At 51.2% G+C, this 15,861-nt stretch carries 17 protein-coding genes and 1 riboswitch; of the genes, 16 read left to right on the top strand and 1 reads right to left on the bottom strand.

Going from position 1 to position 15,861, the window contains the following annotated elements; all coding sequences use genetic code 11:
• Positions 1-29 precede the first annotated feature (29 nt).
• The 3 genes from yabA (at position 30) to rsmI (ending at position 2,173) form a co-directional block, all read left to right on the top strand.
• Positions 30-392 (top strand): DNA replication initiation control protein YabA, encoded by a 363-nt coding sequence (gene yabA, locus NSU18_RS19570; protein ID WP_209994356.1) that lies wholly within the window; start codon positions 30-32, stop codon positions 390-392.
• Between the two features lie 102 nt (positions 393-494).
• Positions 495-1,271 carry a tRNA1(Val) (adenine(37)-N6)-methyltransferase gene (locus NSU18_RS19565; protein ID WP_341149827.1) on the top strand — a complete coding sequence of 259 codons (777 nt, stop codon included), beginning with the start codon at positions 495-497 and terminating at the stop codon, positions 1,269-1,271.
• Positions 1,268-2,173 carry a 16S rRNA (cytidine(1402)-2'-O)-methyltransferase gene (gene rsmI, locus NSU18_RS19560; protein WP_341149826.1) on the top strand — a complete coding sequence of 302 codons (906 nt, stop codon included), beginning with the start codon at positions 1,268-1,270 and terminating at the stop codon, positions 2,171-2,173. The genes NSU18_RS19565 and rsmI overlap by 4 nt, the downstream gene beginning before the upstream one ends.
• Positions 2,174-2,690: 517 nt before the next feature.
• Here rsmI and NSU18_RS19555 read toward each other — a convergent pair.
• Positions 2,691-2,945, bottom strand: a complete 255-nt coding sequence (locus tag NSU18_RS19555) for an AbrB/MazE/SpoVT family DNA-binding domain-containing protein (RefSeq protein ID WP_019914502.1) — start codon at positions 2,943-2,945, stop codon at positions 2,691-2,693.
• Between the two features lie 274 nt (positions 2,946-3,219).
• On the opposite strand from NSU18_RS19555, the gene NSU18_RS19550 reads away from it, so the two are divergent.
• The 13 genes from NSU18_RS19550 (at position 3,220) to NSU18_RS19490 (ending at position 15,807) form a co-directional block, all read left to right on the top strand.
• A complete protein-coding gene (locus NSU18_RS19550) occupies positions 3,220-4,503 on the top strand; it encodes an HD domain-containing protein (RefSeq protein ID WP_341149825.1) in 1,284 nt (427 codons plus the stop codon).
• 53 nt (positions 4,504-4,556) lie between these two features.
• Positions 4,557-5,327, top strand: coding sequence for a TatD family hydrolase (locus NSU18_RS19545; RefSeq protein ID WP_341015471.1), 771 nt, complete (start codon positions 4,557-4,559; stop codon positions 5,325-5,327).
• A 199-nt stretch (positions 5,328-5,526) separates the two neighbouring features.
• Positions 5,527-5,756: riboswitch (cyclic di-AMP (ydaO/yuaA leader) on the top strand.
• Between the two features lie 288 nt (positions 5,757-6,044).
• Complete coding sequence (locus tag NSU18_RS19540; RefSeq protein ID WP_341149824.1) at positions 6,045-7,205, top strand: 3D domain-containing protein; 1,161 nt, start codon at positions 6,045-6,047, stop codon at positions 7,203-7,205.
• Positions 7,206-7,366: 161 nt separating this feature from the next.
• Positions 7,367-7,918, top strand: a complete 552-nt coding sequence (gene rnmV / locus NSU18_RS19535; RefSeq protein WP_341149823.1) for a ribonuclease M5 — start codon at positions 7,367-7,369, stop codon at positions 7,916-7,918.
• On the top strand, positions 7,915-8,799 hold the full coding sequence (gene rsmA, locus NSU18_RS19530; protein WP_341015468.1) for a 16S rRNA (adenine(1518)-N(6)/adenine(1519)-N(6))-dimethyltransferase RsmA: 885 nt from the start codon (positions 7,915-7,917) through the stop codon (positions 8,797-8,799). Before rnmV ends, rsmA begins: the two co-directional genes overlap by 4 nt.
• Positions 8,800-8,873: 74 nt before the next feature.
• Positions 8,874-9,782 (top strand): sporulation peptidase YabG, encoded by a 909-nt coding sequence (gene yabG, locus NSU18_RS19525; RefSeq protein ID WP_341015467.1) that lies wholly within the window; start codon positions 8,874-8,876, stop codon positions 9,780-9,782.
• Positions 9,783-10,052: 270 nt separating this feature from the next.
• Complete coding sequence (gene veg / locus NSU18_RS19520) at positions 10,053-10,328, top strand: biofilm formation stimulator Veg (protein ID WP_036696386.1); 276 nt, start codon at positions 10,053-10,055, stop codon at positions 10,326-10,328.
• A 144-nt stretch (positions 10,329-10,472) separates the two neighbouring features.
• Positions 10,473-10,652 carry a small, acid-soluble spore protein, alpha/beta type gene (locus tag NSU18_RS19515; protein WP_036723967.1) on the top strand — a complete coding sequence of 60 codons (180 nt, stop codon included), beginning with the start codon at positions 10,473-10,475 and terminating at the stop codon, positions 10,650-10,652.
• A gap of 158 nt (positions 10,653-10,810) precedes the next feature.
• Entirely contained in the window at positions 10,811-11,665 is an 855-nt protein-coding gene (gene ispE, locus NSU18_RS19510) for a 4-(cytidine 5'-diphospho)-2-C-methyl-D-erythritol kinase (protein WP_341015465.1), read from the top strand.
• Positions 11,666-11,776: 111 nt separating this feature from the next.
• Positions 11,777-12,604 carry a pur operon repressor gene (gene purR, locus NSU18_RS19505; protein WP_036723965.1) on the top strand — a complete coding sequence of 276 codons (828 nt, stop codon included), beginning with the start codon at positions 11,777-11,779 and terminating at the stop codon, positions 12,602-12,604.
• A 209-nt stretch (positions 12,605-12,813) separates the two neighbouring features.
• The gene (spoVG, locus tag NSU18_RS19500; protein ID WP_036696395.1) at positions 12,814-13,101 is read left to right on the top strand and encodes a septation regulator SpoVG; all 288 of its coding nucleotides are present in this window, start codon (positions 12,814-12,816) and stop codon (positions 13,099-13,101) included.
• 243 nt (positions 13,102-13,344) lie between these two features.
• Positions 13,345-14,745, top strand: coding sequence for a bifunctional UDP-N-acetylglucosamine diphosphorylase/glucosamine-1-phosphate N-acetyltransferase GlmU (gene glmU, locus NSU18_RS19495; RefSeq protein WP_341015464.1), 1,401 nt, complete (start codon positions 13,345-13,347; stop codon positions 14,743-14,745).
• 108 nt (positions 14,746-14,853) lie between these two features.
• Positions 14,854-15,807: a ribose-phosphate diphosphokinase gene (locus tag NSU18_RS19490; protein ID WP_019914487.1), complete on the top strand. Its 954-nt coding sequence runs from the start codon at positions 14,854-14,856 to the stop codon at positions 15,805-15,807.
• Positions 15,808-15,861 lie beyond the last annotated feature (54 nt).

The following is a 15,861-nucleotide window of genomic DNA, read 5'->3' as shown; positions in this document are numbered from 1 at the left end:
CATTATAAGGTTACTTTCGGGGTGGAAACTTGGAGAAGAAAAATATATTTACACACATGCAGGAGATGGAAGCGCAGATGGATGAAATGCGCACCACTCTGGGCGATTGGAAGCAGACGGTCAAAGAGCTGATGGAAGCAAATCAGAAGCTGAGTCTGGAGAACGAGCAACTTCGTATCATATTGAAAAGGGAAGCGCCTGTAGATAAGGCCGCACTGTCTGCGGAGGCGGAGGCTATACTTGCTGCCGAAGGGAAAGAGGAGGTTGTCGGGGAAGGCTATGATAACCTGGCCCGGCTGTATCACGAAGGCTTCCACATCTGTAATGTCTACTTTGGGCATTTGCGGACGGAAGGCGATTGTCTGTTCTGCCTTTCTTTTCTTAATAAATGAGGATATCCAGCCGTAGGAGATTGTCGCCTACGGTTTTTTTGAATGTAAGGCTATGCTTCCGGAGCATATGCTCAACAAAAACTTTTAGGAGATTACATTACAATGACCCATTCAATAAACAATATACCAGTACCCTTGCATGAAGCAGAACGGATCGATGACCTGCTCACCCATGATCTGAGAATTATCCAGAGTGATGAAGTATTCAGCTTCTCGATGGACGCCGTGCTGCTTGCACGGTTCGCGGGTGTACCGCCGCGCGGACGGGTGCTTGACCTGTGTACGGGTAACGGAGTAATTCCTATGCTGCTGACTACACGGACGAAGGCCTCGATTGAAGGAATCGAGCTTCAGCCCCGTCTGGCAGACATGGCCCGGCGCAGTGTATCGCTTAACGGTCTGGAGGAGCGGGTGAAGATTCATGAGGGCGATTTGCGGGAGCTTCATCTTACAGCGGGCTATGGCGTATACGATGCGATCACGGTGAATCCCCCTTATATGCCGCTGAATGGGAGCGATCTGAAGCTGAATTCTCATCAGGCGATGGCCCGCCATGAAATCGGTTGTACCCTGGAGGAGGTCATTCAAGCCTGTGTCCGGCTGGTCCGTACCGGAGGCAAAGTTAGCATGGTGCATAAGCCGCAGCGTCTCGCGGACATTATCAGTCTGATGCGGAAGCACCGGCTGGAGCCGAAGCTGATCCGCTTCGTACATCCCCGCGCCCATCTGGAAGCAAATATGGTTCTGATTGAGGCTGCGCGTGACGGGAGGCCGGAGGTGCGTTTACAACCGCCTTTAATCGTATATAATGAGGACAATCAATATTGCCCTGAGATTATGGATATTTATTACGGGAACAAAGAGGATACGAGCCAATGACCATACAATGCCAAAGCAGCTTTCAAAATAATAATGACGGAGTGAAGCCCGAAGGATGCGGAAGTCTGTATCTGGTGGCTACGCCGATTGGCAATCTGGAAGATATGACATATCGTGCAGTACGCATGCTGAAGGAATGCGATATTATCGCCGCTGAGGATACTAGGCAGACGCGTAAGCTGCTGAGCCATTTTGAAATTACACCGTCCATGCTGTTCAGTTACCATGAGCATAACAAGGCTGCCAGTGGACCGGAGCTGATACGCTATATAATAGAAGGTAAAAATTTGGCACTCGTCAGCGATGCCGGTCTGCCGGCGATTTCCGACCCTGGTGCTGATCTGGTAGCTCTGGCTGTCAGCCAGAAGATTCCGGTGATTCCGGTGCCTGGGGCGAATGCAGCATTGTCGGCTTTGATTGCCTCAGGACTGCCTACGGCCAGCTTTACATTCATCGGCTTCTTACCTAGGGAGCGCAAGGATATCCGTGCCGTTCTGACACCTCTGCGTTCTGCCCAAGGGACACTCCTCTTCTATGAGTCCCCGCACCGCGTTGCCAAGACCCTTGTTCATTTGCAGGAGGCCTTCGGCAACCGCCGGATCACACTAGCGCGTGAGCTGACTAAGCGGTATGAGGAGTTCCTGCGCGGAAGCATTGAGGAATGTCTGGCCTGGCTGGAGGAGCATCCCCCGCTTGGCGAATACGTGATCGTGCTGGAGGGAGAGAGTAAAGAGGAGGCCGAGCTGGCCGAGTCTTCCTGGTGGCGCCAGCTTAGTACCGGGGAACATGTGGCTCACTATGAAACCTTAGGCTTAACGCGTAAGGATGCTATGAAAAAGGCAGCGTCCGACCGTGGTTTGTCCAAGCGTGATATTTATAATGAACTGCTGGAGCGGAGTTAGAACACTGCGGTCTGTAGTTATTCCAATTCCAGAAAAAACCTAAAAATGGGTTTAATCATCTGAACATCCAATGAAATAAATGTATTACGTACACTTATATGGATTGTTTTGTCCCTTTTATTGGTTTTTAGTGTAGTTTATTACAACTGTTCCAATCGGGGGGTTGTTCTTTATGAGCGTTTGGCTTAGCGTAACGGACTGAGGTGCTTTTATCCGGGAAGAAAGTCGTCACTTGGGCGATTAACGGACCCCAAGGACCTTATCCCCTGCCATTCAGCTCCAAAACGACTCGTAGAAGGACGATAAGGTCGTCTGAGTCCGTTACGCTGCAAAAGGTGGCGTTCTCGTGGGAATAAGGTCTTTTCGGTCCGTTAGATTTTTTTTAAAAAAAGGGGTATCCGGGGAAAGTCCCCAAAAAGCACATAAAAAAAATACCTCCCGCGCGAACGGGAGGCCAAGGAGATATAAAAAGGTTAGAATTAACAATTGGATTAGTTCCTATTATACCCTATTTATTTTAGTTTGTCACAGGGGTAGGGATAGCCGAAATGCATTCATGGCAAACAATTTTACCCTTGAAGTAAGTTACATTCTCAGCATTGCCGCAGAAAATGCAAGCAGGCTCGTATTTCTTAAGCATGATCCGCTCACCGTCCACGTAAATCTCGAGCGCATCTTTTTCTCCAATGCCCAGGGTGCGACGCAATTCAATTGGAATAACGACCCGTCCAAGCTCATCTACCTTACGTACAATTCCTGTTGATTTCATCATTACAATCGTTGCTCCTCTCAATGTTCAAAAGCGTCATTATTCGACATTCTTCACTGTTTTATGATATTTATAATACCAACCATTCCCAAAACAGTCAACCTTTTTTCAGGCTAATTTTAAGGAATCTTTTGAGACTACATTTATTCCGCGTTTGACCGGGGAAATCACTCTAAAATAGCTTATGAAGATGTTGTCGATTTGGCAGTGTATAAATCGCTATTATTCGACAAATAGCGACAATATAGTATATAAAACAAGAAAAGGAGATGATTTCATGAAGCAACCGCTGTCAGAAGAGAAGGTATTTAAGGACCCGGTTCACAATTATATCCACGTACAGGACACTATTATCTGGAGACTGATCAATACTATGGAGTTCCAGCGTCTGCGGCGCATCCGGCAGCTGGGCACCTCCTATTTGACCTTTCATGGGGCGGAACACAGCCGGTTCTCCCATTCTTTGGGGGTATATGAGATTACGCGGAGGATTATCTCCCAGTTTGAACGGAGCGGCTACAAGGACTGGATGCCGGAGGAGAGACTGCTTACCCTATGTGCGGCACTGCTGCATGATTTGGGGCATGGCCCCTTTTCACATTCTATAGAAGAAGCTTTCGAAATGGATCATGAAGACTGGACCTGCCGTATCATTCTGGAGGATACAGAGATCACTGCTATTCTGCGTGATGTGGCTGAAGATTTCCCCGGTAAAGTGGCCTCGGTCATCTCTAAAACCTATGAGCATGAAATTGTTGTCAATTTGGTGTCGGGACCGCTTGATGCTGACCGGATGGATTATCTGCTGCGGGATGCCTATTATACAGGGGTGAATTATGGAACCATCGACATCGACCGGATTCTGCGGATGCTGCGTCCTTATGACGGCCGGGTGGTTGTGAAGGAATCGGGGATGCATGCGATTGAGGATTACCTGATGTCGCGGTATCAGATGTACTGGCAGGTCTATTTCCATCCGGTAACCCGCAGCTCAGAGATTATTCTCAGACAGATTCTCCGCCGGGCCAAGGAACTGGTGCAGCAGCAGCATGCCTTCCGTTTCATGATCGAGCCTTTAAGTGATCTGTTCAGCGGAGAGGTAACGGTCGGGCAGTATTTGCTGCTGGATGAAGCCTTGATGCAGACTGCCTTCATGCAGTGGACGCTGGAGGAGGATGAGATCCTGAGCGACTTGTGCAGCCGGTTTATCCATCGTAAACTGTATAAATATGTAGAGATGGAGCATCTCGATGCAGACACAATTGGCGAAATCCGCCGCAGCTTTGCCGGTGCGGGACTCCGGCCCGATTATGACCTGGAAATTGATTATCCCACCGATCTTCCTTATGACGTATTCCGTCCGGGAGACGGCTTTGACAGCAAGCAGATCCTGCTTCTGGACAAGCATGAGCGGCTGAGGGAAATCTCCGAGGTCTCGGATATTGTCCGCTCCATCAGCGGTATTCACCGCGGCAGACACCATCTGTATTTTCCGCAGGATAGGCTGCAGAAAGCCCTTCCACAGCTGCCGGCGTCCATCGCAGAGATTTTTGCCAAATAACCGATCAAGCTTGGAATTATAGATACAATAACAGGCCGAAAGGATGTAATGTAATGCAGTTATTCGACACCCATACCCATCTGGACGCTCCACAATTCGACGAAGACCGCGAAGAGGTCATTGCCAGGGCACTGGAAGCTGGCGTCAGTAAGATGATCAACATCGGCTTTAACCGGGACACGATACCGACGACCATGCAGCTTGCCGAGAAATATGATTATATTTATGCAGCTGTTGGCTGGCATCCTCAGGATGCCATCACGATGAAGGACGGAGATCTGGAATGGATCGCCTCCCTGTGCACTCATCCCAAGGTGGTTGCCATCGGTGAGATTGGACTGGATTACTATTGGGACACCTCCCCTAAGGATGTGCAGCATGAAGTATTCCGCAAGCAGATCGGGCTGGCCCGTGAGCTGAAGATGCCAATCTGTATTCATAACCGCGATGCTCATGAAGATGTGATCCGCATCCTACGAGAGGAGAAGGCAGGCGAGGTTGGCGGCGTAATGCACTCCTTCTCCGGCAGCTGGGAAAGTGCCAAAATGTGTCTTGATTTGGGCTTCCATCTTTCTTTTGGAGGACCGATTACGTTCAAGAATGCACGTGTGCCCAAAGAGGTGCTTGCCCAGACTCCGCTGGACCGGCTGCTGATCGAAACCGACTCCCCATATCTGACTCCGCACCCCTTCCGGGGCAAGCGAAATGAGACTGCTCATGTGAGACTGGTAGCGGAGGCGGCCGCGGCAATAAAAGGGATTGAATTACAGGAATTGGCGGAAATTACGTATGCGAACGCACTGGAACGATTTGGAATACTATGAAAACGGGAGTAAAAGCGGTGAAAAATGAAGTATAGCGGATATATTAAACTTTTATAACGGAAAAACGGCCGATTATTACAATATTTTAATCATTTTTTTACGTAAACGTGGTTGAATCGTCCTTTACAACATGTATCAAAACAGGATATCATCTTTTCAGTGCAGTGAGCTGTTGTAACTGTGACAGTCACTAATTTCATGGATCGTCTCGCTGAGTCTCCGGAAGTGGAGAATGGGGGAACCAATAATGCTCTGCCGCATGAACGTACAAGAGTACTAACGCAGAATTGCCGCAGGCATTATTTGATTTCTTTACGTGGTCTTGGGGTGAATTTGAGGGCAACCGCCGTGAGCGGGTGACCTGAGATAGGGCGTCTCTCTTATGTCCGAACCCGACAGCTAACCCCGTAAGCGCAAGTAAGAGAGGAAACCTCGTGCATAAGCATTCCGACGTATTCGACACCGGGAAGCCACGAAAGAGTCCTCTATGAACTCTTTTTTAGGCTTCTTTTGTTTTGAATAATGAGGATGCTCCCGGCATACTGTTATATAACAGATCTCCGGAGTACCTATGCCGAGCAGGCGATCCATGAGCAGGAAACGCTGAAGCAAGTGCGGGCGTATCCTGTTGCAAACTCAAACCTAGTTTCGTCAGAAATGATACAGTCTACCTTGATATAACTTGGACGACGGGGCTATGTAAGGAGGATGGAAAGAGTGGGCGTATTCCAACCAGAGGTATCCCATGATTCGCAATCATCCAGCAGGTCTTTCGCATTACGGTTGAAGCAAGTAAATCCCCGCGTAGTTTTACTTGCCGGTGTGGCATCGATTGTTATCGCACTGTTAATACTGCTGTACGTACACGGTCTGAGCAAAAAAGAAATTACCCTAGTAATAGACGGACAGGTACAGACACTGGAGACGCGGGAAACGCTGTTCAGTGATGTGCTGGCTAAGGAACAGATTACGCTGCAGGCGCATGATGAATTATCTATTGGCCTTAGTGATGAAATAAAAGACGGCGACCGTATCGTGATTAACACTGCGCAAAAGTTCGCTCTTACCGTAGACGGAAAGACCGAGACGTTATTTACGACCGAGGATACCATTGGTCAGGCCATCGGCAAGCTGGGCTACAGCCTGGAAGGCTTAGACAAGATTTACCCTTCGCTAGACACCGCAGTATCTGCAGACATGGAAATCAAAATTGTCCGGATTAACAAGCATGTGGTCCAACGGACAACTAATTTGCCTTTCCGGGTCATTAAGACAGCAGACCCCTCATTGACCAAGGGAACCGTAAGAGTGGCACAGGCAGGTAAGCCTGGCGTAATGATTCAGCACATCGAGAAGATCTATCAAGATGGCGAGCTGGCATCCATGCGCATGATCGGCAAGGAAGTACAGACGGTTACCAAGGACAAAGTCATTGCCATTGGTACCAAGCCGCTTCCTAAGCCCGTCGTAGTTACTGCCAAAGTCTCCAAACCTGTAACAACCTCCAAGTCATCTAAAGCCAGCGCAAAGGCCAGCAATGTTACCAGTAAGGCTGGTGTGGATTTCGAGTATAAAAGAATGATCAAAAACGTATCCATGACCGCGTATTCGTCGCAGGAACCGGGTATTGGAACACGTACTGCCTCCGGTACACGCGTAACGGAAGGCCGCACGATAGCTGTAGATCCCAGTGTTATACCAATTGGCTGGTGGGTGTACATTGAAGGATTAGGGTTTCGCCGAGCAGAGGATACCGGCGGTGCCATCAAAGGCAACAAGGTGGATGTCTATTACGATTCGCTGAGCCATGCCCGTAATTTCGGCCGCAAGTCGCGCACACTTTATGTGATCGGACCTGTGAAGCCGGAGCTGAACTAAACGTAATGTCTTTTGCAAATTAGCGGTTAATACGATATAGTGAGGGAAGCACTTACGAAATTTTAGAGAGCTGCCGCTCATCACTTATACATTCTTTAGCCAAAAAGAAGGGGAGCGAATCCTCTTCTTTTTGCGTTCTGGAGTAAGGAGTAAAATTATTTATGATTAAAGAGCTAATTGTGGTTGAAGGGAAAAGTGATACCGTTGCCGTTAAGCGGGCGGTTGAGGCCGATACGATTGAAACCGGGGGTTCGGCAGTGGATAGCAGGGTCATTGCCAAGATCAGGCTGGCCATGGAGCGCCGGGGTGTTATCATTCTTACCGACCCGGATCATGCCGGAGAGCGAATCCGCAAAATCGTCGCGGCCAAGGTGCCGGGCTGCAAGCATGCCTTCATCCCGGAGAAGGATGCTACCCGCAAGGGGGATATCGGAATAGAGAATGCTTCGCCTGAGGCTATCCGCCATGCGCTGGAGCATGTACATACCTCCTTCGAGGGGGCACCGGCTATCATCGGGCTGGATGAACTCATGGACGCAGGGCTGATGGTGCATCCCCGGGCGGCTGAGCGCAGAATGCAGCTTGGCAATCTGCTCGGTATCGGTTATTGCAATGGCAAGCAGCTGTACAAACGTCTGGCGATGTTCGGCATTACCCGCGAAGAATTCGCGCAGGCCCTCGCCCAAATTGATCAGGGAGGCATTACTTCATGAGCGGTATCGAGAATATCTCGTCCCCAACAAGAACCAAAGCGATAATTCAGCGTTACGGATTCTCCTTCAAAAAAAGCCTGGGCCAGAACTTTCTGATTGATCAGAATATTCTGGATAAAATCGTGGATGCCGCCGGACTGGACAGCACAGCCGGTGCGCTTGAGATTGGGCCGGGGATCGGAGCACTGACGGAACGGCTGGCGATGACAGCCGGGGCTGTCACTGCGGTAGAGATTGACCGCAGGCTGATTCCGATTCTTAGAGATGTCCTGTCGCCATATTCCCATGTGAAGATCCGTAACGACGATGTGCTGAAGGTGAATCTGCAGGAGCTGTTCGCTGAGGATTTCGCGGGCAGGGACCGGGTTAGCGTCGTAGCTAACCTGCCGTATTATGTGACTACTCCCATCCTGATGAAGCTGCTGGAGGAGAAGCTGCCGCTGGATAATATCGTAGTCATGATCCAGAAGGAGGTTGCTGAGCGTATGGCGGCGTCTCCAGGCGGCAAGGAGTACGGCAGCCTGAGTATTGCCGTCCAGTATTACAGCGAGCCTGAGCTGGTCTGCATGGTGCCGCGTACGGTCTTCATCCCGCAGCCGAATGTGGAATCGGCTGTGATCCGGCTGAAGGTCAGAGAACGTCCACCGGTAGAGGTAGCGGACGAGAAGCATTTCTTTGATGTGGTTCAGGCCTCCTTCACCCAGCGGCGCAAGACGATTGCAAATAATCTTAAGGCCCGCTACTTTCCGGAAGAAGGGAGGGAGCGCCTGGAGGCGCTGCTCTCCGAAGCCGGAATTGAACCGTCGCGGCGCGGCGAGACGCTTAGCATTGAAGAGTATGCGCGGCTCAGTGCGGTTCTTCTGGCCGCAGGTATCGCATAGAATACAGAAAACCCTCCCGGTGGATGAACCAACCGGGGCCTTTGCCCATAACATGGGGTAGAGGTGGTGTTGTAATGAATCTAGGAGACTTGGTCATTCGTAAATCCTATGGCGGCGATGTGACCTTCCGGGTAGACAATATATTGCAGAATAGAGCAGTCATTAAAGGCACGGAGTTTCGTCTTCTGGCGGATTCCCCGCTGGAGGATCTGGTTCAGGTGCCTCCTACACGGGTTACCGAGCGGGGAGCGCGTGCGCAGATCAAGGCAACAGAATCACTAAGCTGGCTTCGTAAAGACCGGCAGATCCAGAGCCAGCGGAGCGGTGAGAGCGTATCGGGGTCTACGGGGACCTGGGGCCCATCTCCGAAGGAGGCGGCTTACTTTGAAGTGCCGGGCAAGGTCCTGCATTTGGACGGGGATGCGCTCTATCTGAAGAAGAGCCTGAGCCTCTACGAGCAGCTGCGTATACCGGCGGAGGGACATCACGTCAACGAATCCAAAATGGCGGAGACGCTGTACCGTCTGCTGCCCCGAGTGCGTCCTGATATCGTAGTGATTACCGGCCATGATGGAGTACTTAAGCAACAGCAGAATTATGATCTGTACAGTCTGAGCAGTTATAAGAATTCACAGAATTTTGTGGCAGCGATCCGGGTGGCCCGTGAATATGAGCGAAATTTCGATGCCTTGACGATCGTAGCCGGAGCCTGCCAGTCGCACTTTGAGGCTCTTCTGGGCAATGGTGCCAATTTCGCCAGCTCCCCGGGCAGAATACTCATTCATGCTCTGGACCCGGTGTATATCGCGGCCAAGGCCTCTTTTACCTCCATCCGGGATACGGTGAACTTAAGCGATGTACTGAGCCATACGATCAGCGGCAATCAGGGGATGGGCGGAATAGAGACGCGGGGCAGCTTCCGGATCGGAATGCCCCAGCTCCAGAACCTGGCTACGCTGAAGGTTGCACCTTCCGTGCTGTAACCGGGCAAGCGATAACTGAACAGGTCGAAGGAATAGGGTAAGCATTCGTGCTTATCCTATTTTTGCTGTTAAGGAAGCAGCTTCTGACACAAGATGACCAAGGGAGCAACCAGTCATCATTACAGATAACAAGGTGTTTAGATCAGGACTTTCTTCGCCTAAAAAAATTCCGTTGACAACTTTTTTGTCATCATCTATAATTATTTATTTAATTTGACAAGTGGTTATAGAAGTTGTATAATGGACAAGGAAAGAGGTGGTCGTCAGGCAATGGCTAATAACGCGCTGTTGGAAATTAAACGCAGTCTTGAAGCTCACGTCGGTCATAAGATCACGTTGCGGGCTAACGGTGGCCGTCGGAAGACCGTTGAACGCACCGGTGTCCTGGAAGAAACGTACCCTTCTGTATTTATTGTCAAACTCGATCAGGAGCAGCAGACATTCAAGCGTGTCTCCTATAGCTATGCCGATATACTTACTGAATCTGTGGAAATCACAGTTACCGAAGACGATGGGCAGATGCGGATTATGTATATCAAAGCTTAGCGTCATGACAGTCTCCCTTGCAGGGGGGCTGTTTTTTGCATGTTGGGGTCTTCCTGAATTCTGCTGAATGACACTGGCCTTCTGGCTGCATACTATACAGGCAGTACGTTCATCATAGAGCAGCATACAAGGGAGGAATTCGTAATGAGCCGCAGAAGACGGAGCATGATGTCGGAGGAATTGAAGACGGAGCTGGCGAAGGAGCTTGGGTTCTACGAAACGGTTGAGCAGGAGGGCTGGGGCGGGATCAGGGCAGTGGACGCCGGGAATATGGTGAAGCGGGCGATTCAGCTGGCAGAGCAGGCTGCTGCGCGGAAATTGTAAGTTGTTATAGCGGTGTCGTGCCGCACCGGGTATCGCCTGCGGGCGGTACCTTTTCTGCTTCTTAGAACCGGATGTATATTTAATGGACTTCATTGTCAGTTTCTCATATAATATGTTAAGTTGTTTTGTACGGGAAAAGCTGAGGGTGGGTGAACGCCTTGAAAATGTATGAGAAGGCACCGGCAAAAATTAATCTGATGCTGGATGTGCTGCATAAGCGGGCTGACGGATTTCATGAAGTGGAAATGATAATGACAATGGTCGATCTGGCGGACCGTCTGGAGCTTTCGGAGCTGAAGCGGGATTCGATTATTATCTCAAGCCAGGCCGGATATATTCCGCTGGATGAGAAGAATCTGGCCTTCCAGGCGGCAAGGCTGATCAAGGACCGGTATAACGTCAGAAGCGGAGTACATATCCATCTGGACAAAAGAATTCCGGTCGCTGCCGGCCTCGCCGGCGGCAGCAGCGATGCCGCGGCTACGCTGCGCGGCCTGAACCGTCTCTGGCGCCTGGGCATCCCGGTGCACGAGCTGCAGGAACTGGGCGCTGAGCTGGGCTCAGACGTCCCGTTCTGCGTCACGGGAGGTACTGCCCTGGCTACGGGCAGGGGCGAACGGCTGACTCCAATCGCGAATCCGCCGCAAATGTGGGTCATCCTGGCGAAGCCGCCGATCAATGTATCGACGGCAGAGGTATACGGACGCGTGCGCGCCGGCAATATAGCGGTGCATCCGTCCGCACTGCGCATGCAGCAGGCTCTGGAGGCCGGTGACTTCTCAGCCGTCTGTGAGGGTCTTGGCAACGTGCTGGAGGAAGTGACGCTGAAGCTCCACCCTGAGGTGCAGCAGCTCAAGGAAGCGATGCTGAAGCTGGGTGCAGACGGCGTGCTGATGTCGGGGAGCGGTCCGACCGTATTTGGTCTTGTCTCCAAGCACTCCAAGGTGGCCAGAATTTATAACGGGCTGCGCGGATTCTGTAAGGAAGTCTATGCAGTGCGTTCACTTAGCTAAGCGGAACGGGACCCTGCTCTGATAACGGCGGCAAAGCGGTTTTCGCTTGTGTAAATCCGTACAATAATGATATTATTCATAGTAATATTCGGTTTTGGCGAGGAGCATTCCGTGAAAAAACTTAAACGAAGCCAACGGTTAGTTGATATGACCCAATTTTTACTGGAGAAGCCGCATGATCTGCTGCCGCTGTCTACTTTTGCAGAGCGGTACGGCGCGGCGAAGTCATCGGTCAGCGAGGACCTGGCTATTATAAAAGAGGTATTTGAAGGCGAAGGAATGGGCGAGCTGCAGACACTGGCCGGGGCAGCAGGCGGAGTGCGGTATATTCCGCGCATGCCCATGGACATGGCGCTTGCCTTCGTGAACCGTCTGTGCGGGCAGCTTGAGCAGAGTGACCGGATTCTGCCCGGCGGTTATCTGTATATGTCGGATTTGCTCGGCCTCCCGTCCCTGATGGAGCAGGCCGGCAAGATCATTGCTACAGCCTTCTACGGTGTGGAGATTGACGTCGTCATGACGGTGGAGACCAAAGGGATTCCGCTGGCGTATGCAACGGCTGCTCAGCTGGGACTACCGGTTGTGCTGGTCCGCCGTGACCATCAGGTGACGGAGGGCTCAGCTGTAAGCATCAACTATGTGTCGGGCTCCCATAAGAGCATCCATACAATGTCTCTGTCCAGACGGGCGCTGCGCGAGAAATCCCGGGTGCTGATTGTCGATGATTTCATGAAGGCGGGCGGTACTGTACGCGGCATGGTTGATCTGCTGGGTGAGTTCAATGCAGAGGTCGCAGGCGTAGGTGTGCTGGTAGAGTCCGGCGATGTGGAGAATGAAGAGCGTCTGCTGCATGACTACGTGTCACTGGTGAAGCTGACAGAGGTGGACTCCAAGGTGCGGCGTATTTCGGCGTTTCCGGGCAATTATTTCTCCTCCTGAACGAGTGATGAGGCCGGTTCTGAAAAGTAGGGCATAATGTCGAAACTGTGAGGATTCATAAGATAACTGCACGAAATCTGTCGAAATTGACGGTTCTGCAAAAATAATCTTCTTAATCAGGCATTATTTGGAATGAAAAAGAAGGAATTCGCTTTGCTGTGTGGAATTATACACCAAGTCTCTGATGGAAAAAGGTGGTGAACACACACATGCAAATTACGGATGTCAGACTCCGCCGCGTTAACTCTGAGGGGAGAATGAAAGCAATCGCATCCATTACAATCGATAACGAGTTTGTTGTTCATGACATTCGCGTCATCGACGGGAATAACGGGATGTTTGTTGCAATGCCCAGCAAGCGTACACCTGACGGAGAATTCCGCGATATCGCACACCCGATTTCTTCGGGAACGCGCGAAAAGATTCAATCTGCGGTTCTGGCCGAGTACGAACGTGCCGCTACGGAAGAAGAGGAAGTTATTGAAGAGGGAGCTTAAGCGGTGAACCGCTGACTCTCCGGGAGTTGCTGCCTCCCCAAGGGCGGCACAGCCCACACCGCATTATATGTTTCGGGGTTCCCGCAAAGTACCCGGGTCAGCCTTGGAGCCAAAGCCTCACTTTGTGGGGTGATTTTATTGGGGTTCGAAGAAAAGGGAACCATGCCTGCATGGTTCTCTTTTCTTTTTGCCCGGAATGAGATATATTCAGTAGTGAGTTCAAGAAGTAGGAGGTTGGCATTCTTGAAGAGAATGGCTGTTGTACTTGCTGCAGGTCAAGGCAAGCGCATGAAATCTAAATTATACAAGGTACTGCACCCTGTCTGCGGCAAACCCATGGTAGGGCATGTGCTTGATACAGTGAAGGCGACCGGATGCCAGCGTAATGTAGTTGTCGTAGGGCACGGCGCCGAAAAGGTTAAGGCATATTTAGGCGGGGATGCCGAATATGTGCTGCAGGATGTCCAGCTGGGAACCGGCCATGCCGTCAAGCAGGCCAAGGATCTTCTGGGCAGTGAAGAAGGAACCACCATTGTTATCTGCGGCGATACGCCGCTTGTCATGAGCGAGACACTTGAAGGCATGATGGCTTTGCATGAAGCACAGAATGCCGCTGCAACAGTCCTTACTGCTGTTATGGAGCAGCCTGCCGGATATGGCCGGATTATCCGCGGCGAAGACGGCGGAGTGCTGAAGATTGTGGAACAGAAGGACTGCACAGAGAGTGAAGCTGCGGTTCACGAGATCAATACAGGGACGTATTGTTTTGATAATGCTAAGCTCTTTGCCGCTCTGGAGAAGGTTACGAACACCAACAACCAGCAGGAGTATTATTTGACGGATGTTATCGGCATACTCCGGGCGCAGGGCGATATCGTTCTGGGTTATCAGGCCCACGATGCAGCGGAGTCCATTGGTGTAAATGACCGCCTGGCTTTGTCTGAGGCCGAAGGCTATATGCGTCAGCGCATCAACCGGGGGCATATGCTCGGCGGAGTCACTATCATCGATCCGGCTTCCACCTACATCGGGGCAGAGGTTGAGATTGGAGCAGATACGGTGCTGTATCCAGGCACGGTACTCAAGGGCAAGACAGTGATCGGCGAAGATTGTGTGATCGGTCCGGCAAGCGAAATTGAAGACTGCGTGATTATGGACGGAGCGGCTGTGAAGCATTCCGTGCTGAATCAGGCTCAGGTCGGCACACGGGCTTCCGTTGGGCCTTTTGCGTATTTACGTCCCGGCACCGTTCTGGGTGAGGGTGTTAAGGTCGGCGACTTCGTGGAGATCAAGAATGCTACAATCGGCGACGGCTCCAAGGTATCTCATTTAAGCTACGTCGGTGATGCTGAGGTCGGCAAGAATGTCAATATAGGCTGCGGCGCGATCACCGTTAATTATGACGGCTATAATAAGTTCAGAACTGAGATTGGCGATGATGCCTTCATCGGCAGCAATGTGAATCTTGTTGCTCCGGTTACAGTGGGCAAGGGCGCATTCATTGTCGCCGGTTCCACTATCACGCGTCCGGTTTCGGAGAACGATCTGGCGATTGCCAGAGCAAGGCAGGAGAATAAGCCGGGTTATGCAGAGAAGATCCGCTCCCGGGCCAAGGCGAAGAAAGACCAGCATAGTCCATTGTAAAGCGTGTAAGCAGAAAGCAGCTGTAGGCTTAGAGCGCCGGACGGACTTCTTGCACTTCCGCGCCGGTGCTTTGGCCAGTTAAATTCCGTCACGGAGGGTTTATATTTTATGACTTATTGTGATTCCAAACTCAAGATTTTCACCTGCAACTCCAATCCTAAGCTGGCCAGCCAGATTGCTGATTATATCGGCATTCCGATGGGCGAGTCCCATACAACCAGCTTCAGTGACGGAGAGATTCAGGTTAAGCTGTCGGAGAGTGTCCGGGGCTGTCATGTCTATATTGTACAGTCCACCTGCGGACCGGTGAACGACAACCTGATGGAGCTTCTCGTGATGGTAGATGCGCTTAAGCGTGCTTCCGCGAAGAGCATCAATGTCGTGATTCCTTACTACGGGTATGCCCGTCAAGACCGTAAGGCCCGTTCCCGTGATCCGATTACGGCCAAGCTGGTAGCGAACCTGATTGAGAAGGCGGGTGCACACCGCGTCATTACTATGGACCTTCATGCGATGCAGATTCAAGGCTTCTTCGATATTCCTGTGGATCATCTGCTGGGTGTTCCGATTCTGGCCCAATACTTCCGTTCGAAGCAAATTCAGAATCCGGTGGTCGTCTCTCCTGACCATGGCGGTGTGGTGCGGGCCAGAAAGCTGGCAGACTTCCTTAACGCTCCGCTGGCGATTATCGACAAGCGCCGTCCTGAACCGAACGTCAGTGAGGTCATGAACATTATTGGTAATATTGAAGGCAAAACGGCGATCCTGATCGATGATATCATCGACACGGCAGGAACAATTGTTCTGGGAGCCAATGCTCTGATGGAAGGCGGCGTGAAAGAAGTCTACGCCTGCTGTACGCATCCTGTATTATCCGGTCCGGCGCATGAACGTCTGGAAAACTCTCCGATCAAAGAAATCATCGTGACGGATACCATTCCAATTCGCAGCAGCAACCCGACCTCGAAGCTCAAGGTGCTGTCCGTAGCCCCGCTTATGGGCGAAGCTATCATTCGCGTGCATGAAGAGCTGTCGATCAGTAAGCTGTTCGAAATCGAATAGACCGCAGGCAGATCAGCAGAAAAAGGGTTACACCTTTCGTCAAGCGGAAGATGT

The organism is Paenibacillus sp. FSL H8-0048 (assembly GCF_038002825.1).
Lineage (GTDB): Bacteria > Bacillota > Bacilli > Paenibacillales > Paenibacillaceae > Paenibacillus_AQ.
The sequence above is the reverse complement of the archived record's forward strand: the minus strand, read 5'-3'. Positions and strand labels throughout refer to the sequence as shown.